This is a genomic window from Paraburkholderia sp. BCC1886 (assembly GCF_900996245.1).
GTDB lineage: Bacteria > Pseudomonadota > Gammaproteobacteria > Burkholderiales > Burkholderiaceae > Paraburkholderia.
Map to the genome: position 1 here is coordinate 1 of NZ_CAAJGK010000049.1, position 20,270 is coordinate 20,270.

At 61.1% G+C, this 20,270-nt stretch carries 22 protein-coding genes; 12 read left to right on the forward strand and 10 right to left on the reverse strand.

The window, feature by feature from the left end; translation table 11 throughout:
- Positions 1-292 precede the first annotated feature (292 nt).
- Together FQ746_RS16955 and FQ746_RS16960 are read right to left on the reverse strand one after the other, a co-directional pair.
- Positions 293-1,219, reverse strand: a complete 927-nt coding sequence (locus FQ746_RS16955) for a dTDP-4-dehydrorhamnose reductase family protein (protein WP_144110530.1) — start codon at positions 1,217-1,219, stop codon at positions 293-295.
- 13 nt (positions 1,220-1,232) lie between these two features.
- Complete coding sequence (locus tag FQ746_RS16960) at positions 1,233-1,451, reverse strand: heavy-metal-associated domain-containing protein (RefSeq protein ID WP_144110531.1); 219 nt, start codon at positions 1,449-1,451, stop codon at positions 1,233-1,235.
- A 117-nt stretch (positions 1,452-1,568) separates the two neighbouring features.
- Here FQ746_RS16960 and cueR point away from each other — a divergent pair, with 117 nt between their 5' ends.
- The 4 genes from cueR to FQ746_RS16980 all read left to right on the forward strand — a co-directional run bounded on the left by cueR (position 1,569) and on the right by FQ746_RS16980 (position 4,225).
- Positions 1,569-1,991 (forward strand): Cu(I)-responsive transcriptional regulator, encoded by a 423-nt coding sequence (gene cueR / locus FQ746_RS16965; protein WP_144110532.1) that lies wholly within the window; start codon positions 1,569-1,571, stop codon positions 1,989-1,991.
- Between the two features lie 304 nt (positions 1,992-2,295).
- Positions 2,296-2,442, forward strand: a complete 147-nt coding sequence (locus FQ746_RS16970) for a DUF3563 family protein (RefSeq protein ID WP_144110533.1) — start codon at positions 2,296-2,298, stop codon at positions 2,440-2,442.
- A gap of 248 nt (positions 2,443-2,690) precedes the next feature.
- Positions 2,691-3,029 carry a hypothetical protein gene (locus tag FQ746_RS16975; protein ID WP_144110534.1) on the forward strand — a complete coding sequence of 113 codons (339 nt, stop codon included), beginning with the start codon at positions 2,691-2,693 and terminating at the stop codon, positions 3,027-3,029.
- 155 nt (positions 3,030-3,184) lie between these two features.
- Positions 3,185-4,225, forward strand: coding sequence for an ABC transporter substrate-binding protein (locus FQ746_RS16980; RefSeq protein WP_144110535.1), 1,041 nt, complete (start codon positions 3,185-3,187; stop codon positions 4,223-4,225).
- 21 nt (positions 4,226-4,246) lie between these two features.
- Here FQ746_RS16980 and FQ746_RS16985 read toward each other — a convergent pair whose 3' ends face one another.
- Entirely contained in the window at positions 4,247-5,092 is an 846-nt protein-coding gene (locus FQ746_RS16985; RefSeq protein WP_144110536.1) for a 23S rRNA (adenine(2030)-N(6))-methyltransferase RlmJ, read from the reverse strand.
- Between the two features lie 163 nt (positions 5,093-5,255).
- Positions 5,256-6,227, reverse strand: coding sequence for a potassium channel beta subunit family protein (locus tag FQ746_RS16990; protein WP_144110537.1), 972 nt, complete (start codon positions 6,225-6,227; stop codon positions 5,256-5,258).
- A gap of 240 nt (positions 6,228-6,467) precedes the next feature.
- On the opposite strand from FQ746_RS16990, the gene FQ746_RS16995 reads away from it, so the two are divergent.
- A complete protein-coding gene (locus FQ746_RS16995) occupies positions 6,468-7,265 on the forward strand; it encodes a 3-hydroxybutyrate dehydrogenase (protein WP_144110538.1) in 798 nt (265 codons plus the stop codon).
- A 10-nt stretch (positions 7,266-7,275) separates the two neighbouring features.
- Positions 7,276-8,523, forward strand: coding sequence for a DUF3734 domain-containing protein (locus tag FQ746_RS17000; protein WP_144110539.1), 1,248 nt, complete (start codon positions 7,276-7,278; stop codon positions 8,521-8,523).
- Positions 8,524-8,661: 138 nt separating this feature from the next.
- Here FQ746_RS17000 and FQ746_RS17005 read toward each other — a convergent pair whose 3' ends face one another.
- The gene (locus FQ746_RS17005) at positions 8,662-9,861 is read right to left on the reverse strand and encodes an amino acid aminotransferase (RefSeq protein WP_144110540.1); all 1,200 of its coding nucleotides are present in this window, start codon (positions 9,859-9,861) and stop codon (positions 8,662-8,664) included.
- A gap of 324 nt (positions 9,862-10,185) precedes the next feature.
- Between FQ746_RS17005 and uvrB the strand changes: the two genes are divergently transcribed.
- The 5 genes from uvrB (at position 10,186) to FQ746_RS17030 (ending at position 15,776) form a co-directional block, all read left to right on the forward strand.
- A complete protein-coding gene (gene uvrB, locus FQ746_RS17010; RefSeq protein WP_144110541.1) occupies positions 10,186-12,276 on the forward strand; it encodes an excinuclease ABC subunit UvrB in 2,091 nt (696 codons plus the stop codon).
- Positions 12,277-12,582: 306 nt separating this feature from the next.
- On the forward strand, positions 12,583-13,131 hold the full coding sequence (locus tag FQ746_RS17015; protein ID WP_144110542.1) for an iron transporter: 549 nt from the start codon (positions 12,583-12,585) through the stop codon (positions 13,129-13,131).
- A 41-nt stretch (positions 13,132-13,172) separates the two neighbouring features.
- Positions 13,173-13,499 (forward strand): cupredoxin domain-containing protein, encoded by a 327-nt coding sequence (locus tag FQ746_RS17020; RefSeq protein ID WP_144110543.1) that lies wholly within the window; start codon positions 13,173-13,175, stop codon positions 13,497-13,499.
- A gap of 22 nt (positions 13,500-13,521) precedes the next feature.
- Complete coding sequence (locus FQ746_RS17025; RefSeq protein WP_144110544.1) at positions 13,522-14,373, forward strand: FTR1 family protein; 852 nt, start codon at positions 13,522-13,524, stop codon at positions 14,371-14,373.
- Positions 14,370-15,776 carry a 4Fe-4S binding protein gene (locus FQ746_RS17030; protein WP_144110545.1) on the forward strand — a complete coding sequence of 469 codons (1,407 nt, stop codon included), beginning with the start codon at positions 14,370-14,372 and terminating at the stop codon, positions 15,774-15,776. The genes FQ746_RS17025 and FQ746_RS17030 overlap by 4 nt, the downstream gene beginning before the upstream one ends.
- A gap of 240 nt (positions 15,777-16,016) precedes the next feature.
- On the opposite strand, the gene hemP is transcribed toward FQ746_RS17030, so the two are convergent.
- The 4 genes from hemP to FQ746_RS17050 all read right to left on the reverse strand — a co-directional run bounded on the left by hemP (position 16,017) and on the right by FQ746_RS17050 (position 18,386).
- The gene (gene hemP / locus FQ746_RS17035) at positions 16,017-16,301 is read right to left on the reverse strand and encodes a hemin uptake protein HemP (protein WP_144110546.1); all 285 of its coding nucleotides are present in this window, start codon (positions 16,299-16,301) and stop codon (positions 16,017-16,019) included.
- Positions 16,302-16,433: 132 nt separating this feature from the next.
- Positions 16,434-16,916 carry an SRPBCC family protein gene (locus FQ746_RS17040; protein WP_144110547.1) on the reverse strand — a complete coding sequence of 161 codons (483 nt, stop codon included), beginning with the start codon at positions 16,914-16,916 and terminating at the stop codon, positions 16,434-16,436.
- 39 nt (positions 16,917-16,955) lie between these two features.
- Entirely contained in the window at positions 16,956-17,354 is a 399-nt protein-coding gene (locus FQ746_RS17045) for an OsmC family protein (RefSeq protein ID WP_144110548.1), read from the reverse strand.
- Positions 17,355-17,507: 153 nt separating this feature from the next.
- The gene (locus FQ746_RS17050; protein WP_144110549.1) at positions 17,508-18,386 is read right to left on the reverse strand and encodes a pirin family protein; all 879 of its coding nucleotides are present in this window, start codon (positions 18,384-18,386) and stop codon (positions 17,508-17,510) included.
- Between the two features lie 123 nt (positions 18,387-18,509).
- Between FQ746_RS17050 and FQ746_RS17055 the strand changes: the two genes are divergently transcribed.
- Positions 18,510-19,499, forward strand: coding sequence for a LysR family transcriptional regulator (locus FQ746_RS17055; RefSeq protein WP_144110550.1), 990 nt, complete (start codon positions 18,510-18,512; stop codon positions 19,497-19,499).
- 338 nt (positions 19,500-19,837) lie between these two features.
- Here FQ746_RS17055 and FQ746_RS17060 read toward each other — a convergent pair whose 3' ends face one another.
- Positions 19,838-20,257: an ExbD/TolR family protein gene (locus tag FQ746_RS17060; protein WP_144110551.1), complete on the reverse strand. Its 420-nt coding sequence runs from the start codon at positions 20,255-20,257 to the stop codon at positions 19,838-19,840.
- Positions 20,258-20,270: the final 13 nt, after the last annotated feature.

Genomic DNA, 20,270 nt, shown 5'->3' on the forward strand with positions numbered 1-20,270 from the left:
CGAGTCGGTCCCACCCCTTCCCATCCCGAACAGGACCGTGAAACGACTCCACGCCGATGATAGTGCGGATTCCCGTGTGAAAGTAGGTAATCGTCAGGCTCCCCAGCAGCAACAGAAACCCCACCCGTCAACGGTGGGGTTTCTGCGTTTACGGCCCAGATAAAAACGGCCCAGATAAAAACCAACGACCAATAGCGTCAACAAGGCCGAAAACGAGACCAAAACGACCGGCACCGTTTCCATCAAGCCAGTGCTTTTGTCTGCTGCTAGGCACGCACGAGCCAACGCCCATTCAACGACGATCTGGCACAACGCCGCGCCACGGAAATACTTCGAGCACTTGACGAATCGCGTCATCGAATGCTGTGCGACGGCCAATGCCGAGCGCCTCGAGTCGGTCCGAGACAAGGTGACAGTCACGCGGACGTGGCGTCTCGTCGGCAGGCGAGCGCTCCGGCATCAACTGTGCATTTAGTCGAAGCGCGTCGGCCAGACGTATCGCAATTTCGTATTTGCTCATCGGCTCGTCGCCCGACCACTGCACGATGCCGCAAATCGCGTCGCCAAACGCATGCCGTTCCAGCATCTGTCCGATCACGAACGCGACATCAGGAGTAAAAGTGGGATAGCGGACTGCCCAGTCATCCATCACAGCCACTTTGCCGCCGGGCTCGGCCGAGCGGGCAATCGCTGGAACGAGGCTAGTCACCGCCGATTCTGCCCAACTGACGATCGGGCCATACAGCAGCGGTAAGCGCAGCACACAACCGAGCCGGGTCGAGGCTTCGAGTGCAAGTTCGCCTTCCAGCTTGCTGCGTCCATAAGCATTAAGCGGTGCGGGCATCGAGTCGGCTCTATACGGAGGATGCTTGCCGTCGAACACGTAATCGGTCGAAATAGAAAGCGTCCACGCGCCGCGCCGCTCTGCAGCCGCTGCGAAAGTACGCACGGCATCCACATTCAACTCGCGGGCAAGATCGGGGTGCTTTTCGCAGACATCGGGCCGGCGTTCCGCCGCGGCGATCACCAGCGCATCCGGCGCCTCGCGTTCGACGAACTCCGCGACGGCCTTTCTATCGCGGATATCGAGTTGGATTGTGTCGGGTCCCGGTCGGCTAAATGCTGTCGTCACCACCTTCCAGTCCTCGTGCCGCGCCAACTCGTGGGCAATCGCACGACCCAGTATCCCGGATGCCCCAATGACAGCAATCTTGAACATGACGCCCGTCCGCCTAGCCAGCTGGCCCACGCGACATACCCGTCACGGTGTAACCGGCTTCATCGATGGCGGCCTTCAGCGTGTCCGCAGACTTTGCCGATTCGACGGCTACCCGACCGGACGCCAGATCGACGTGAACCTGCGCCGTACCGTCGTGTTCACGGATTGCGCTCGTGACCGCGGCTACGCAATGTTGACAGCTCATGCCCTCAACTTGGAATTCGATTGTCATAGCGCTACCTCCGTATTGCGAGTGAAAAGAGCATTGAATTATGCCTGCCAATCCGTATCTGAGCAGACGGGCCCTCCTATGACGGGAAGGTGGTGAACCAGGCATACGAGGAATGTGATGAATATCGGTGAAGCGGCCCGCGCCTCGGGCGTGACGGCCAAGATGATCCGCTACTACGAAAGCGTCGGTCTGCTGGCCGCGAAGGGACGTACGAGCGCAGGGTACAGGCTGTACGGACCACAGGAAGTCCACTCGCTGCGCTTTATCCGCCAGGCTCGCCGCTTGGGCTTCCTCGTCGACGATATCCGTCGTTTGCTGGCGCTTTGGCAAAATCGCTCGCGCGCAAGTGCTGAAGTGAAAGCGATTGCGCTGGAGCATGTGGCGGATCTCGACCGCCGAATCGCCGAGCTCACGGAAATGCGCGAGACCTTGGCCCATCTTGCGACTCATTGCCATGGCGACGACCGTCCCGAATGCCCAATTATCGAGCAATTAGCGGCCTCTGGACAGCAAATTAGTGACAGCTTCAAAGCCATTTGATCGACGCTTGAAAGACCGGTGCAACCTTTTAGTGAACTCAATCAAAACCCAAAGGAAAACGCACAGAAATAGTGCGAAAATTCTGGAAAGTCTCTTAAGGAGCTCTGTCACGCAAATTATTCCTTTGAAAATCAACGTTTATTTTGCACCAACTAAATGCATCATTCCAAAACGGAATGCACGCCATGCGGGCATTTCACTAGCAACGTTGCACCTTGACGCTATATGATGCGGGTTAACCCTTTTACGGGAAATCCCTGATTTTCAGTTCACCGGGGATTCAATTGAACCTTGGAGAAATATCATGTTTGCGTACATTCTTGAAAAGCTGAGCATCTGGTTTGAAACTGCAGAGCGCGATCGTCGCGAAGCATATCTTGCGTCGTCGTCGGACATCGTCCAACTCGAACAGCGCATCCGGTCGCTCGAAGCCAATGGTTACTCGCTGTAAGCTGTTTTGGTAGCTTGTTTGACCCGCCAGCGCAACGTGCGCGGCCGAGCAGCAAAGTGTTGAGCCCCGTTCAAACGGGGCTTTGTCACATCTGGGCACTGCATAACTTTGTTTGACGGCCTGCCGACGCTGGACGTGGCGAATACCGGCTAGCGGTAGCAGCCGTGTAGCGGTATGGTAAGGCGCTAACTGATCTTTCCCGATCAGACTGCTCCCGGACCTTCGACCTCTTCGACCGACCCGCTGCCATGCTCCCTGTCCGCTCAGACCGCATCTTCTTTAGCACCGCCATTGCACTCGTGGCCGCCGTCGCTCTGTCATCGCCGACAAGCTTCGCCGCTTCGAGCGACACGCGTCAGCCGTTGGTCCTCGACACGCAAAGCGGTATCAGCGACGGGCAAAGCGGAACCGTGCTGCAGACCGCGCCGCTATCACGCCAACCGATCGTCGGCGCACGGCCCATCGCAACGCCTGCCGAACTGGCGCCCGAGTCGTCGCCGCCCATCGTCGTAGCGCCGTACATTTCTCTGCCGGGTAGCGGCGGCACGTCGCAGTCGCAACCTCGCGTGGCGCCTCGGGCGCAGTAGCCCGTCGAGCGGCTATTCGGGTTTCGGCGCATAGCGTGGGCGAAACCGTCCGACGACAATCGATCGGCGGCCTTCCAGTCATCGCCGCCATCGCAAGTATTGCGAGATGACCGGCATGAAGCAGCCGTATCGACAGAAAAACAAGGAGACCTGGAATGCCCATTCAACGGATGCGGTGTGCCGCCGGCGCTTTGATCGCGCTATTCACATTCGCCGCAGCGCCGCTCGCCTCACTCGCGAAAGAAACCCCCGAAAAGCCTACGCTGACGATGGCGGTCGGCGGCCTGCCGGGTCTCTACTATCTGCCGGTGCTTGCCGCGCAACAACTCGGCTATTTCAAGGAAGAAGGCCTCGACGTCACGCTCGAAGATTTCGCGGGCGGGTCGAAAGCACTGGAAGCAGTCGTGGGCGGCAGCGCGGACGTCGGTGCGGGTGCGTTCGAGCACACGTTGTTCATGCAGGCCAAGGGGCAACGCTTCCGTGCTTTCGCGCTAATGGGCCGCGCGCCACAGATCGTCGTGGCGGTGCTGAAACCGAAGGCCGATCAACTAAAGACGATGGCCGACTTCAAAGGTGCGAAAGTCGGCGTCAGCGCGCCGGGTTCCTCGACCGATCTCGTGCTGACCGTAGCCCTGCGCCACGCCGGCATCGAGCGCAACGAGATTTCGGCGATCGGCGTGGGCAGCGGCGCCACCGTGCTGGCCGCGGTGAGCGGCGGCCAGATTGACGCGCTCTCCAATGTCGATCCGATGATGACGAAACTCACGCGAAGCGGTGCAATCAAGGTGCTGGTCGACACCCGCACGGTAAAGGGAACGCAGGAGGTGTTCGGCGGGACCATGCCCGCGGCGACGCTGTACGCGCCGGAGAGCTTCATCCAGAAATATCCGAAGACGACGCAGGCGCTCGCCAATGCAATCGTGCACGCCGATCGCTGGCTGCAGAGCGCAAGCGACGCCGATCTGCTGAAGATGGTGCCCCCGGCCTATCTGCTGAACGACTCGCCGCTTTATGTGGAGGCCTTCCACAACGTGCGTGAAGCCTATTCGCCGGATGGGATGATGCCCGCGGACGGTCCGGCCACGTCTTTGCGTGCGCTGTCTTCATTCGACAAGCGGCTCGATCCGCAAAAAATCGATCTGAACGCGACCTATACGAACGATTTCGCCCGCAAGGCCGCAGCGCAATTCAAATAAGCGCGCACGAGGCGGCGGCGCCTAGTCGCCGCGATACTCCACCTTGAATTCGGCTGCCTTGTCCTCGCCCAGCGTTTTGACGAGCCAGGGCATCTGGTCCTTCAGCGTTTTCGCCAGCGTATAGGGCGGATTCAGGATGAACATGCCGCTGCCGAACAACCCGAAGCCGTCCGCAGGCGGATTGCTGACGGTCAGACTGACGTGCAGCCAGTTGCGCTGCTGCAGCTTTTTCAACTGCTCGGGAAAGCGCACCGACTCCGGACGCCGCACTTGCGGATACCACACCGCATAAGTGCCGGTCGGAAAGCGCTTCAGACTCTCTTCGACGCAGCGCAGGGTGCGCGTGTAATCGCGTTTATCTTCGTACGACGGATCGATCAGTACCAGCGCCCGGCGCGGCGCCGGCGGCAGCAACGCGAGAATGCCGTCGAAGCCGTCGCCCGCATACAGCATTGCGCGGCGGCCCGCATCGCGGAAGTTATGGCGCAATACGTCGATTTCCGTGGTGTGCAGTTCGAACAGACGCATGCGGTCCTGCTCGCGCATCTGCCGCCAGGCGATATACGGCGAGCCCGGATAAAAACGCAACTGGCCGTCCGGATTGAGCGCACCGACTTCGTCGACGTAATCGGCAAACAGCGGCGGCAAATCCTTGCGTTCCCATAATTTCGCAATTCCGCTCTGGAACTCGCCGGTTTTGGTCGCGTAGCCTTCCTTCAACGAATAGACGCCCGCGCCCGCGTGCGTGTCGATGTACCAGTAGGCCTTGTCTTTCTGGCCGAGGTAACGCAGAAGATGCAGCGCAATCGCGTGTTTGAGAACGTCTGCGTGATTGCCTGCGTGGAAAGCGTGGCGATAGCTGAGCATGATGAGGTGAGGCCGAAAGAGGGCATGCCGGTTCGAGACGATCCGGTGCTGCGGGTGCAATGCGGCTACAGGCTCGGGTGGAACACTGGCGTGTAGCGCGGTCGCGTATTGTACGCGACCGCTGCGTTGTGCCCGGCTCTGTTGCCTTGCGTCTCGATTCCGCTCAGTTGTACGCGTCGCCGATGATGTCCTCGATCCGCTGTTTCACCTCGGGCGTGATTTTAACCACCACGTCGGCGGCTTTCATGTTTTCGCCAATCTGTTCGACGCGGGATGCGCCCGTAATCACCGTGCTCACATTCGGATTCTTGAGAATCCACGCCAAAGCGAGCTGGCCGACGGTGCAACCGAGTTCGTCGGCGACTTCACCGAGCTTGCCTACCACGTTGTTCTTGCCCGCGTCCGTGACCTGTTTGCGCAGCCAGTCGTAGCCCTGCAGTTGCGCGCGGCTGTCGGCCGGAATGCCATCGCGGTACTTGCCGGTCAGGAGGCCGGAAGCCAGCGGGCTCCATGTCGTCAAACCCAGGCCGATGTCTTCGTACAGCCGCTTGTATTCCTGCTCGACGCGCTTGCGATGGAACAGGTTGTATTGCGGCTGTTCCATGACTGGCTTATGCAGATGATGGCGCTCGGCAATGTCATGAGCCGCGCGGATTTCGTCTGCGCTCCATTCCGACGTGCCCCAATACAGCGCTTTGCCGCGGGTGATCATGTCGCTCATCGCCCAGACGGTTTCCTCGACGGGCGTATTGGGATCAGGCCGATGACAGAACACCAGGTCGACATAATCGAGTTGCAGACGCTTGAGCGACGAGTCGATCGCATTGAGCAGGTATTTGCGATTGAGCGTGTGGTATTGATTCGGCGCTTCTTCGAGTCCCCAGTAGAATTTGGTGGATACCACGTAGCTGACGCGCGGCCAGGCCAGTTCCTTGAGCGCCTGGCCCATGATTTCTTCCGATTGGCCTGCCGCATACACCTCGGCGTTGTCGAAAAAATTCACGCCTGCGTCACGCGCCGCCGCGAGCGACTCACGCGCTGCGCGGTGATCGACCTGGTTGCCATAAGTGACCCACGAGCCGATGGACAGTTCGCTGACCTGCAGGCCGGAACGGCCTAGACGTCGATAATTCATGCATGCCTCCTTGGATTGATACCGCCGCTATCGCGGGACTCGCTGGAATTCCGCCGGAAACGCCTAGTTTAAAGAGATAAAACTCAATGTGCTTTTTACCTCTGGAATTCACGGGGTTCATGCACAATAGCAGCCTTGGCCGCAGTGCAACATTCGGCCGAACGGCCTATGCCGTTTGGCCGACTTCACGCCACCCGCGGTCCGTGGTCTCATTGCTCATCAACTGCATGGAGGTTCTGCATGTCGTCAACGAACACAACTCTGAATGGCAAGGTCGCGGTCGTCACCGGCGCCGCGAGCGGCATCGGCAAGCAGATTGCGCTGACACTGTCCGCAGCGGGCGCGGCGGTCGCCATTGCCGACCTGAACCAGGACGGCGCAAACGCGGTGGCAGAAGAAATCAGGAAGGGCGGCGGCAAGGCGATTGGCGTAGCCATGGATGTCACGAGCGAAGACGCGGTCAACCAGGGTATCGACAAAGTCGTCGCCGAACTCGGCTCGGTCGACATTCTCATCTCCAACGCGGGCATCCAGATCGTCAATCCGATCGAGAATTATTCGTTCTCCGACTGGAAGAAAATGCAGGCCATTCACGTCGACGGCGCGTTTCTCACCACCAAGGCGGCGCTCAAGCACATGTATAAGGACGACCGCGGCGGCATCGTCATCTACATGGGCTCAGTGCACTCGCACGAAGCCTCGCCGTTGAAGTCCGCGTACGTGACGGCCAAGCATGCACTGCTGGGCCTCTCGCGCGTCCTCGCCAAAGAAGGCGCAAAACACAATGTACGTTCGCATGTAGTCTGCCCCGGGTTCGTCCGCACGCCGCTCGTCGACAAACAGATTCCCGAGCAGGCCAAAGAGCTCGGCATCCCCGAAGAAGAAGTGGTCAAACGCGTCATGCTGGGCGGCACGGTCGACGGTATCTTCACGACCGTGGAAGACGTGGCGCAAACCGTCCTGTTCCTGTCTACATTCCCGACGGCTGCGTTGACCGGCCAGTCCTTTATCGTGAGCCACGGCTGGTATATGCAATAAGGGGGCGGCCATGGCGCAACGCAATCCCAAGCGGGCGCGTGTCGGTGCCTCCTGCGACGAAGCAGCGGGCGATGGCGCGGGCGCCGGTTCGGCGCCATCCGCGCGTCCTGGTCGGCATCTGCACGTGCCCAACTACGAAACCGTCGCGCTCATGCTGCAAGGCGGCGGCGCCTTGGGTGCGTATCAGGCGGGCGTGTTCCAGGGCCTGCACGAAGCCGGTATCACGCCTAACTGGCTTGCCGGTATCTCGATCGGCGCGTTGAACACGGCCATCATCGCGGGCAATCCGCCTGAAAAGCGTGTCGAGCGCCTGCTGGAGTTCTGGGAGACGATTTGTCAGCCGGCGTTCGGGCCGCCGCTGCCGGCCTTCATCGAACACGCGCTGTTCAATTCCAGCGAAGCCGTGCGCAAAGCGTTCACGGCTACGCAGGCGATAGGTGCGATCGTCGAAGGACAGAAAGGCTTTTTCGTGCCGCGCTTTCCGCCGCCGCTGCCCACCGTGTCAGGACCGCCACAAATGGCGAGCTACTACGACACCACGCCGCTAAAAGCCACGCTCGAGGCGCTGTGCGATTTCGACCGGATCAACTCGCGTGAAATGCGGGTATCCGTCGGCGCAGTCAATTGCGGCACGGGTAATTTCGCGTATTTCGACAACACGCACACAACGCTGCGGCCGGAGCACTTCATGGCGTCGGGTGCATTGCCCCCGGGCTTCGCCGCGGTCGAGATCGACGGTCAGTACTACTGGGACGGCGGCCTGATGTCGAATACGCCGCTTTACGAGGTGATCCAGTCCACGCCACGTCGCGACACGCTCGCCTTCCAGGTCGATCTCTGGAGCGCGGTCGGGCCGGTGCCGGATAACATCACCGACGTGCAGGGGCGCATGAAAGACATTCAGTATTCGAGCCGCACGCGTCTGGTCACCGACATGCTGCAGCGCTCGCAGCGTTTCCGGCATGTATTGCGCGAAGTGCTGGACCGGGTGCCGTCCGAACAGCGCGACGATCCGTGGTGCAAGCTGGCCGAGGACCTGTCCTGCTCGAAGCGCTACAACGTGATTCACCTGATCTACCGGCACAAGGAATACGAAGGCCATTACAAGGACTTCCAGTTCGGCCTGTCGACCATGCGTGAACACTGGCAAAGCGGCCTGGAAGACATTCGCCATTCGCTGTCGCAACCAGACTGGCTCGAGATGCCGACCAACGATGCGGGCTTTGTCACGCACGATATCCACCGGGATTCGCGCTAACTTTAACGCGGACCTCACACACAGTCCGTAGCAAAGAAAAACGGCGCCCATCGAGGCGCCGTTTTTTCACCGACCCTTCCGCACGAGCGCGTTCAACCAGAATCACGCTGCCGGAAGAGCAGGATCAAGTCATCAGATTCACTTCAACACTTGAGCGATGGCATTCGCCACTGCGTCCAGGTTGCGCGTGTTCAGCGCAGCCACGCAGATACGGCCCGTGCTCACCGCATAGATGCCGAACTCTTCACGCAGACGGTCGACTTGCGGCGCCGTCAAACCCGAGTACGAGAACATGCCGCGCTGTGCGTTCACGAAGCTGAAATCGCGATCCGCGCCGCTCGCCTTCAGCCGTTCGACGAGGCCATTGCGCATTGCGCGAATACGGTCGCGCATTTCCGCCAGTTCCGATTCCCACGTGGCGCGCAGTTCAGGTGAAGCCAGCACCGCTGCGACCACCGAGCCGCCGTGCGTGGGCGGGTTCGAGTAGTTCGTGCGGATTACGCGTTTGAGTTGCGACAGCACGCGCGACGCTTCTTCCTTGCTCGAAGTGATGATCGACAGTGCGCCGATGCGTTCGCCGTACAGCGAGAACGACTTCGAGAACGACGACGACACGAATACGTTCAGGTCCGATGCCGCGAACAGACGCACGGCGGCGGCGTCGGCTTCGATGTTGTCGCCGAAACCCTGATACGCGATGTCGAGGAACGGTACGAGGTTGCGCGCCTTGACGACTTCGACGACCTGCTTCCACTGTTCGACGTTCAGATCGACGCCGGTCGGGTTGTGGCAGCACGCGTGCAGCACGACGACGGTGCCGGCCGCGTAGCCGTTCAGCGCGCTCAGCATGCCTTCGAAATTCACGCCGTGCGTTTGCGCGTCGTAATACGGATACGACACGACTTCGAAGCCCGCGCCCTCGAACAGCGCACGGTGGTTTTCCCAGCTCGGATCGCTGATGGCGACCTTGCCGTTCGGATTCAGGCGTTTCAGGAAGTCCGCGCCGATTTTCAGCGCGCCCGTGCCGCCCAGTGCCTGCGCCGTGACCACGCGACCCGCGGCGATGAGCGGCGAGTCGGTGCCGAGCAGCAGTGTCTGTACAGCCGCGTCGTAGGCGGCGATGCCCTCGATCGGCAGATACCCGCGCGGCAGCGCGGCTTCGACGCGGGCTTTTTCGGCGTCGCGCACGGCACGCAAGAGCGGAATCTTGCCTTCTTCGTTGAAATACACGCCCACGCCAAGATTGACCTTGGTTGTGCGCGTGTCGGCGTTGAAGGCTTCGTTCAGGCCCAGAATCGGGTCGCGGGGAGCAAGTTCGACGGCGGAGAACAGAGACATGTTGGGTGGGCAGCAGTAGTGAAAAGAGGGCGGCTTCGCGCGTTTCCGGAGGCGATCCGTCACGAACGGGAGCAGCTTCGCATTGTAACGAATTCGCGGCCTGTTTTCGGATGGCCGCGTCGGCGGAACGGGAATTTCGCTTGAAAAACAGGCAATTCGGCGCAATTTGAGGTGTTCTGAGTAGGCGGCGCCGGTCGCCCGGGCCAGCTCGCCGGGGGGTGTCGCTGTTTGCGTCGTCCCCGCATCGTCGTGGCGTTTCTCCGCTCGAACTGCGCCTCTCGCAACCCGTTAGAATGATCCTTTGCCTAAGGCCGGTGCCGCTCCATGTCCGAACAACCGCTGATTGAAGCCGACGAGACGCTGGACGAATCCAAGTTCGTCACGTTCGACGGCTCGCCGTTCCAGCTGTACCAACCGTATCTACCCGCCGGCGACCAGCCCACGGCAATCGACACGCTCGTCGAAGGCGTCGAGGACGGTCTGTCGTTCCAGACGCTGCTCGGCGTGACCGGTTCCGGCAAGACCTTCACGATGGCGAACACCATCGCGAGACTGGGCCGCCCGGCCATCGTCTTCGCGCCGAACAAGACGCTGGCCGCGCAGCTGTACTCGGAGTTCCGCGAGTTTTTTCCGCGTAATGCGGTCGAGTATTTCGTCTCCTACTACGACTATTACCAGCCGGAAGCGTACGTTCCGCAGCGCGACCTGTTCATCGAGAAAGATTCGTCGATCAACGAGCATATCGAGCAGATGCGTCTGTCGGCCACCAAGAGCCTGCTGGAACGGCGCGACGTGGTGATCGTCGCGACCGTCTCGGCCATCTACGGTATCGGCAATCCGTCCGAATATCACAAGATGATCCTGACGCTGCGCACCGGAGACAAGCTCGGCCAGCGCGACATCATCGCGCGGCTCATCGCGATGCAATACAACCGCAACGAAGCCGATTTCCAGCGCGGCTCGTTCCGCGTGCGTGGCGACACGATCGATATTTTCCCGGCCGAACATGCCGAGATGGCCGTACGGCTCGAACTGTTCGACGATGAAATCGAAACGCTGCAACTGTTCGATCCGCTCACGGGTCGGGTCAAACAGAAAATCCCGCGTTTCACCGTCTACCCGTCCTCCCACTATGTGACGCCGCGCGACACGGTCGTGCGGGCAGTCGAAACGATTAAAAACGAGTTGCGCGAGCGCCTCGAATTCTTTTATAGCGGCGGCAAGCTGGTCGAAGCGCAGCGGCTCGAACAGCGCACCCGCTTCGATCTGGAAATGCTGCAGGAACTGGGTTTCTGCAAAGGCATCGAGAACTACTCGCGGCACTTCTCCGGCGCGATGCCCGGCGAACCGCCGCCGACTCTCGTCGACTACCTGCCGTCGGACGCGATCATGATGCTCGACGAATCGCACGTGCTGATCGGCCAGCTCAACGGCATGTACAACGGCGACCGTGCACGTAAGGAGAATCTGGTCGACTACGGTTTCCGGCTGCCGTCGGCGCTCGATAACCGGCCGCTCAAGTTCAACGAGTTCGAACGCAAGATGCGCCAGGTCGTGTTCGTCTCGGCGACGCCGGCCGATTACGAGCAGAAGACCGCCGGCCAGGTGGCCGAGCAATTGGTGCGTCCTACCGGACTGGTCGATCCGGAAATCGAGGTGCGTCCGGCGCGCTCGCAGGTCGACGACGTGCTCGCCGAGATCAACGAGCGCGTCAAGGTCGGCGACCGGGTGCTCGTGACCGTGCTGACCAAGCGGATGGCCGAGCAGCTCACCGAGTTTCTGGCCGATCACGGCGTCAAGGTGCGCTATCTGCATAGCGACATCGATACCGTCGAGCGAGTCGAAATCATTCGCGATCTGCGGCTTGGCACGTTCGACGTGCTGGTCGGGATCAACCTGCTGCGCGAGGGGCTGGATATTCCCGAAGTGTCGCTGGTGGCGATTCTCGATGCCGACAAGGAGGGTTTCCTGCGCGCCGAACGTTCGCTGATCCAGACCATCGGCCGGGCTGCGCGCAACGTGAACGGCAAGGCGATTCTGTATGCCGACCGCATCACCGATTCGATGCGCCGGGCAATCGACGAGACCGAGCGGCGGCGCAACAAGCAGATCGCGTTCAATCTTGAAAACGGCATCACGCCGCGCGGGGTGATCAAGCGGATTCGCGACATTATCGACGGCGTGTACAACGTCGACGACGCGCGCGCCGAGCTCAAAGAGCAGCAGACCCGTGCCAAATTCGAGGACATGTCCGAGAAGCAACTGGCCAAGGAACTCAAGCGGCTCGAGAAGCAGATGATGGAGCACGCGAAGAACCTCGAGTTCGAAAAGGCCGCGCAGACGCGCGACCAGTTGTCGTTGTTGCGGCAACGTGTGTTTGGCGCGAATGTCGGCGATCACGTTTCCGGCGTGTAACCGCCTCTTCTGTCTGTTCGTATAGCGGCGCGGCGACGTTAAGCCGCACCGCTTTCCAAATTGCTTCCGCGCCCACCGCGGAACGCATCGCCGTCTTTCTTACCAAAAAATTTTCAACGAGCCCGAGCCCGCCGCCGCTGTGAAAACAGCAGGACGGCGGGCGTTTGTCGTTTGTCGAACCTTACAATCGATGATAAAATTCCTAACTATTGAGAATCGTTCTCATTACCAATAAAAGTAAGAAGTAGAGATAACAACGAGCGGGTCCGGCACTTCGATTTCACTCGGCAAAACAGGAATTTTTCCATGCAGATCTCCTCACTCGTCCGCGGCGGCGTAGCGGCTTTCGCAGTTCTTGCAGCATGGTCGGTCACGGCGGCGGAATACCCGATCGGCAAACAGCAGATCCAGAGCGGTATGGAAGTCGGCGCCGTCTATCTGCAGCCTATCTCGATGGAACCCGAAGGCATGATGCGCAAGGCGTCGGACTCGGACGTCCATCTGGAAGCGGACATCCACGCGGTCAAGAACAATCCCACCGGTTTCGCCGAGGGCGACTGGATGCCGTATCTGCAAGTGAAGTATGAATTGACCAAAGCCGGCTCCACGCAGAGCCTGAAAGGCGACATGATGCCGATGGTCGCGAGCGACGGTCCCCATTACGGCGACAACGTGAAGTTGCAGGGCCCGGGCAAATATCACCTGAAGCTGTTTATCCAGCCGCCCATGCAGATGGGCCACCAGTCGTTCGGCCGTCACGTCGACAAGGAGACCGGCGTAGGCCCGTGGTTCAATCCGTTCGTGCTCGACTACGACTTCACCTTCGCGGGTATCGGCAAGAAGGGCGGGTACTGAGCGTGGGCCGCGTCCTCAGGAAGATCAGGCTCGGGCTCGCGATGCTTCCGCTTCTCGCGAGCGCCGCATGGCTGTCGTGCGGCGCTCGAACCGCGCATGCCGCCGATCTGCCGACCTTCAAACTGGAAATGAACGACGGCAAGCTGAATCCCGCGCGTATCGTGGTGCCCGCGGGACAGCGCATCAAGATCGAAGTGCACAACGTGGGCAAAGGCGCGGCCGAATTCGAAAGCGTGCAGTTGCGCAAAGAAAAGGTGCTGGCGCCGGGCGCGGATTCTTTCGTCGTCATCGCGCCGCTGGAACCGGGCGAGTACAAATTCTTCGACGATTTCCATCAGCAGGCGCAGGGCGTGATCGTCGCGAAGTAGCGCTAAGCAAAGGAGCTTTTCGATGGGGCAGATTTTATTCGTCGTGTGGCGGGAGAGCGTGGAGGCCCTCTTGGTCGTCGGCATTCTGTACGCCTGGCTGAAAAACGGCGACGACGACGCGCGTCGCGGCTTGCCGTATTTATGGGGCGGGGTGGTGGCCGGTCTGGTGGCGGCGGTTGCGCTGGGCGCGGCGCTGGTCGGATTCACGGAAGTGTTGTCCGGCGACGCGCAGGATTATTTCCAGACCGCGATGGTGCTGGTCGCCTGCGTGCTGATCGTGCAGATGGTGTTGTGGATGAAGCAGCACGGCCGCACGCTGAAGCGCGATATGGAGCAGTCGCTGCAAGCAAGCCGGCGCGACTCGAACTGGTGGGGCGTGGCGCTGCTGGTCGCGCTGGCCATTGCTCGTGAAGGCAGCGAGACGGTCATCTTCCTGTACGGCCTCGGCTTTGGTCAGTCCGGTCACGTGGATGGCAGCCAGTTGCTGGCGGTGGTCATCGGACTGGGCCTCGCGCTGCTGACGTTCTACGTGCTGCAACTGGGCGGCAAGTATTTTTCCTGGCGGCTGTTTTTCCGCGTCACGGAAATCATGTTGCTGTTTCTCGGGGCGGCTCTGTTCCAGACCGGCGTCGACAAGCTGATCGACAAGGAAGTCCTGCCGACCGTCGTCGATCAGCTCTGGAACTCGTCTGCGTTACTCGACGATTCGAGCACGTTGGGCTCGCTGGTCGCCACGCTCACCGGTTACCGTGCGCATCCGGCGCTGATGAATCTGATCGCCTACGCCGTCTATTGGGCCGTCGTCTATCTGCTGGTGCGGCGGGCGAACCGCAAGCCGAACGCACGGCAGACCGCCGCCGGGCGCGCAGCATGAGCACCGTCGTGAGCCGGGCGGGGCGCCTCGCTGCCGCAGGGCAATGGATGCAGCGCCACGGTGCGGCGATCCGCGCAATCCAGTGGGTCGTGGTCGCGGTCTACGCGCTGCTGATCCTCGTGCCCGCGGTGCTGCCGCTGCCGGACGACACGGCCCATCTATGGACCAACCTGACACTCGCCGCGCAATTCGTGTTCTGGGGCATCTGGTGGCCGTTCGTGCTGCTGTCGATGGTGATGCTCGGCCGCGTCTGGTGCGGCGTGCTATGTCCCGAAGGAGCGCTCGCCGAATTCGCCAGCAAACACGGCCGCGGCCGCGCGATTCCACGCTGGATGCGCTGGGGCGGCTGGCCGTTCGCGGCGTTCGGCATCACCACCATCTACGGCCAGATGGTCAGCGTCTACCAGTATCCGAAAGCCGTGCTGCTGGTGCTGGGCGGCTCGACGCTGGCGGCGATCGTCATCGGTTTGCTGTACGGGCGCGAGAAGCGCGTGTGGTGCAAATATCTCTGCCCCGTCAACGGGGTGTTTGCGCTGCTGGCACGTCTCGCACCGTTCCATTACCGGGTCGACGAACAGGCATGGCGGCGCTCCTACAAGGAAGGTGAGCACGGACACCGCGTCGTGCCCATCAACTGCGCGCCGCTGGTCCCGTTGCGTAACATGAAGGGCGCGGCCGACTGTCATATGTGCGGCCGCTGCAGCGGTCATCGCGACGCGGTGGCATTGACGTGGCGCGCGCCCTCGGAAGAAGTCGTGCAACTCGGCGACCGGCAGGCGAATCCATGGGACACCGCGCTGATTCTCTATGGCCTGCTCGGCATTGCGATTGGCGCGTTCCACTGGACGGCGTCGCGCTGGTTCGTCGAGCTGAAAACCTTCTTCGCCACGTGGCTGATCGATCACGACATCACCTGGCCGCTCGACACGAACGCGCCATGGTTTTTATTCACGCATTACCCCGAACAGAACGACGTGTTTTCGTGGCTCGACGGCGCGATGGTGATCGGCTATATCCTCGCCACTGCGCTCGCATACGGCACGGTCCTGCTGTTTCTGCTGATGGGCGCGACGCGCATGCTAGGGCGATTCAGCGGCGTGCGTCTGCACCATCTGACGCAGGGACTGATTCCCATCGCGGGCGCCGGCGTGTTTCTCGGGCTGTCGGCGACCACGCTGGCATTGCTGCGCGCGGAGCACGTCGCACTGTGGTGGGCGACCGACCTGCGCATCGCGATTCTGGCGGTCGCGAACCTGTGGAGCGCGTGGCTCGCGTGGCTGGTGACGCGCCGTTATAGTGAGCGCATCGTTCGACGTGGACTGGCGATGATGTGGTTCTGCGCGGCATTGGCCGTGGTAGATAGCGCCTGGTGGCTGATGTTCTGGGGCTGGGCGTCGAAGTGAATTCCTGAAACAAAAAGCCGTGAAGACGAATGCTCATCTTCACGGCTTTTCTTTTACTCGATTGCGATGCACGTTGCGACGTGTATCCGCATTGCGTGAGAACCAAAAAAGCGGCCTGGCTGGCTGCGACGGCTGGCTTTATCTCTGCACGAAGGGGTCTAGTTCTCACGTGCAAGCCGTCGTGGCTGGCTAATGCCCAACACCTCTCGAAGAGGTGGTCCCCACAATACCCTGTACGAACTACTTGGTGAGAATCAGCTTGCCCAGACGCGTGGCGCGCAACTGATACGTCTCGCCGTTATGCATGATGCTCACGTGGCTATGTCCTTGCAGCAGTGCGTCGCTGCGCACGACCCGATCCGCTGAAACCGCGTTTCCGCCGGCACGATCCGCCGCGGGTTTCGCTGCGGGAGCGACCCCGGCCGTGTTCGTCGACGCCGAAATCGCCGATGCTTTCGGACGGCTGGTCAGCGCGGCTGCCGGACGGCGCAGGCTGAGTGTGGAAGCGCGGGAGAGATCGGTCATCTGGATTGTGCTGTTCGTCGATTCGATGGATTAATTCTAAATGATAACTATTCCCATTTACAAGCAAGAGAAATTCATCGGATTCCACTTTCGATAGTCGAATCATGCGGACAGGACGTCCGCATGCCGGTGTCAATGCAGCGAGCCGGGGTCCTGTTTCGCCTGGACGAACTGGCGGATCAGCCTGACCGTATCGATATCGTTCTCGCGATACGCCGATTTGACGATCTCCTGCGTTTGCACGGCGTCCTGGTCATTGGAGACGGGCAAGGTCGTCGCGTATTCGAAGCGCAGGAACAACTGCAGATCGTCGGGCTGCTCGATGGTCATCGTCAGCGACCCGCCGACATAGTCCGCGGTCGGCAGAATGTCGTAGCGCACGCTGCGCTGGTCCAGCAGCGTGACGCGATCGCGCACGGTGGCCTTGCCGTAGTGCAGTTCGCGCTCGAGCACATTGCCTTCGCGCGACAGGATCGTGCAGCTGTCGAGGCCCAGCACGAACAGTTGCGGTTGCTCGGCGCGCAGCACCAGTCCTTCCCACAACTGCGCGGGAGTCATCGACTCGACAAAGGGATTCAACGGATCGTTGATCTGGATGAGGTGTTCGAAATTCAAAACGACGGCTTCCTATGAGAGCGTTGGGCGCGCGGCGGATTACGCGACGGCGAGTCCCGAGCGTACCGTGATGGAGTGCGTCAGGATCTTGTGAACTGGGCACGCGTTGGCGATTTGCAAGAGCCGTTCGCGCTGCTCGTCCGAGAGGTCACCTTCCAGCACGATTCTGCGGTCGATGGTGCTGCCTTCGGCGCCGGTTTCGATCGACAGTGTCACGCGCACGTCGGCGAGTGGCCACTCCTTGCGCTGCGCGTACATTTTCAACGTGATGGCGGTGCAGGCGCCGAGACTGGAAAGCAGCAGCGTGACAGGTGTCGGACCGCGGTCACCGCCGCCGAGCGATTCGGGTTCGTCGGCGAGCCAGGTGTGGCGGCCGTCGTCGAAGAGGACCTGGTAATTCGTCGAACCGATGTGGGCGGTGACGGTGGGTTCTGCCATGCGCGCTCCTGAAGAGGACGGAGATTGCCGCACGTCTTGGGCCGTCCTGATCGAAGGGCGGGCGCGCGGCACGAACCGCTATTGTGAACGAATCTCGAGCGGCGCGGCTGCCGCGCCGCCGCGCCGATACTCTGCCGGAATGTCGGCGCCCGCTTAGTGCGTGATCTCGCCCATGCGGCCGCTCTGGTAGTCGACCACGGCCTGACGGATCTCGTCTTCGGTATTCATTACGAACGGGCCGTAGCGCACCACCGGTTCCTTCAGCGGCACGCCGCCGAGCAGCAGCACGTCGAGCGGCTCGGCGCCCGCCGTGAGCGTGACGGTATCGCCGTCGTTGTTGAAGACCACCATTTTTTGCGCATCCGCTTGCACACGCGCGTCGCCTTCGCCATAGAAGCCCTGGCCGGACAGACTATAGGCGAACACGCGATAGTCGGCGGGCACGGGCTGAGTGACGGTCGCGCCCGGCTGCAAAGAGAAATGCTGATAGAGAATCGGCGTGCGCGTTTCGATGGCCGCCTTCACACCGAGCGCTTCGCCGGCGATGACTTTCACGCGCACCTGCCCGTCCGCCGAACTCGCCACCGGAATGCTCGACGACGGGATTTCCTGATAACGCGGCTCGATCATCTTGTCGCGCCGCGGCAGGTTCACCCACAGTTGCAGACCGTGCACGCGGCCGCCGGTGCGCACAAACGACGGGTCCGGCATTTCGCTATGGACCACGCCCGCGCCCGCGGTCATCCATTGCACGTCGCCGGCGTGCAGCGTGCCGGAGTGGCCCGCCGAATCCTTATGGCCGAACTGACCTTCGAGGACATAGGTGACGGTTTCGAAGCCGCGATGCGGATGGTCCGGCGCGCCCTTTGCCTCGCCGGGCGCGTAGTCGATCGGGCCCATTTCGTCGAGCAGCAGAAACGGATCGAAGTCCATCAGAAGACGCGTCGGAAACGGCCGGTGAACGATGAAGCCGCCGCCCTCTACCGTGCGAACCGCCGGAAACGTCCGTTCGATCGTGCGTGCCGTGCTCATCAAAGTCACCTCGAAAAAATGGGGAATAGCGTTATTTTTGAAACGAGGAGCTATTATAGGGACCGTTTTTCGCGCTGCCAGCCGCCGCTGCGCAATGGATTGTTCTATTACTGGAACGATGAGATGAAGATCGATTCACACAATCTGAACGACCTGATGTATTTTTCGCAGGTCGTCGAACATGGCGGGTTTTCCGCGGCCGAACGCGTGCTGGGCATTTCCAAATCGCGTCTGTCGCGCCGCCTGACGGAACTCGAGGCGTCGCTGGGTGTGCGCCTGTTGCAGCGCTCCACGCGCAAGCTGGCGCTGACCGAAGCCGGCGAACTGTTCTACCGGCATTGCCAGGCGATGCTGAGCGAAGCGCAGGCGGCGGTCAACGTCGTGCAGCAGTTGCGCTCTTCGCCGCGCGGCAGTGTGCGCGTCAGCGTGCCGGTGACGATCTCGCAAACCATCCTGTCGCAGATCCTGCCGGAATTCATGCATCGTTATCCGGAAGTGCGGGTCGTGATGCGCGTGACCAATCGCGTGGTGGATCTGTTCGAAGATTCAATCGACGTCGCGTTGCGCGTACGTTCCGATCCGCCGGAAAACGCCAATATCGTGGTGCGGCCGTTGTGGCGCACGCAGCAGATGCTGGTCGGCGCGCCGAGCCTGCTGCAACAGAACGCGCCGCCTTTGCAGCCCGCCGACCTGAAGAATTTCGAAACGCTCGACGTGCCGACCGGCGACGGTCGCCACGTCTACAACCTGATCGCACCCGACGGTACACGTCACGTGCACGAGCACGAACCGCGTCTCGTGACCGCCGACCTCATGACGATTCGCGAAGCGGTCCTGGCGGGCGTCGGCATCGCCGCATTGCCGGAAATGATGTATGGCGCCGCGTTGCGTGCGGGGCAGTTGTCGCCGGTGATGCCGGGCTGGACTTTTCCCGTGCCGCAGTTGTACGCGGTGTTTCTGTCGCGGCAGGGAATGGTGTCGGCCGTGCGCGCGTTCGTCGACTATCTGGTCGAGATGCTCGACCCGGACGACGGCAAGCACATCATGGGCGAATGTCCGACGCAGCAGCGCAAGAAGCAGGAGGAGCGTCCGGTGCTGGCAGTGGCGTCGTGACGTCGATGCGCCGCAGCATCGTTTTTGGCATTTAAGCGCGGCCTGTCATGAGTACTTTCAATGGGCATCTGCTTGAACGCGCACGGTCGCAGGCTTATATTGAAAACCCTTCGCTAAGGAGTCGCTTATGCGAAAACTCATGGCCGCTATCATAGCGAGTCTGATAGGGCTGACCGCGCTGTCCGTGTCGACCACGGCCGTCGCATGCGACGATTCGAGTCATCAGTCTTCGACCGATGGCAAATAATCCCGCCGCCCGAAGGCGCCGAGTGCGCACAAAAAAAGGCCTTCATCCGACGATGAAGGCCTTTTACTTTGCTTCGTAAAAACCGCCCGCTTTACTTGCCCTTGGGCTGTGTCACGAAACCGATCTTCGTCAGGCCGCCGGCCTGCGCTGCCGACATCACTTGCGCTACCTTCTCGTACGCAACCTTGCGGTCCGCATCCAGATGCAACTCCGGCTGCGGCGTCGCCTGCGCGGCGGCCGCGATCTTCGCACTCAGTGCCGCATCGTCGACCTTCTGGTCGTCCCACGACACATTGCCGTCCGCGTCGATCGACACGGTGACCTGCGCGGGCTTGGTGTCTTCCTTCTGACTGCTCGCATGCGGCAGATCGATTTTGACTGCGTGACGAATCACCGGGATCGTCACCATGAAGACGATCAGCAGCACCAGCATGACGTCGACGAGCGGCGTCATGTTGATTTCGTTCATCAGGCCGTCGTCATCGTCGCCGGCGAAGGGGCTCATTGCCATTGGAGGGCCTCGT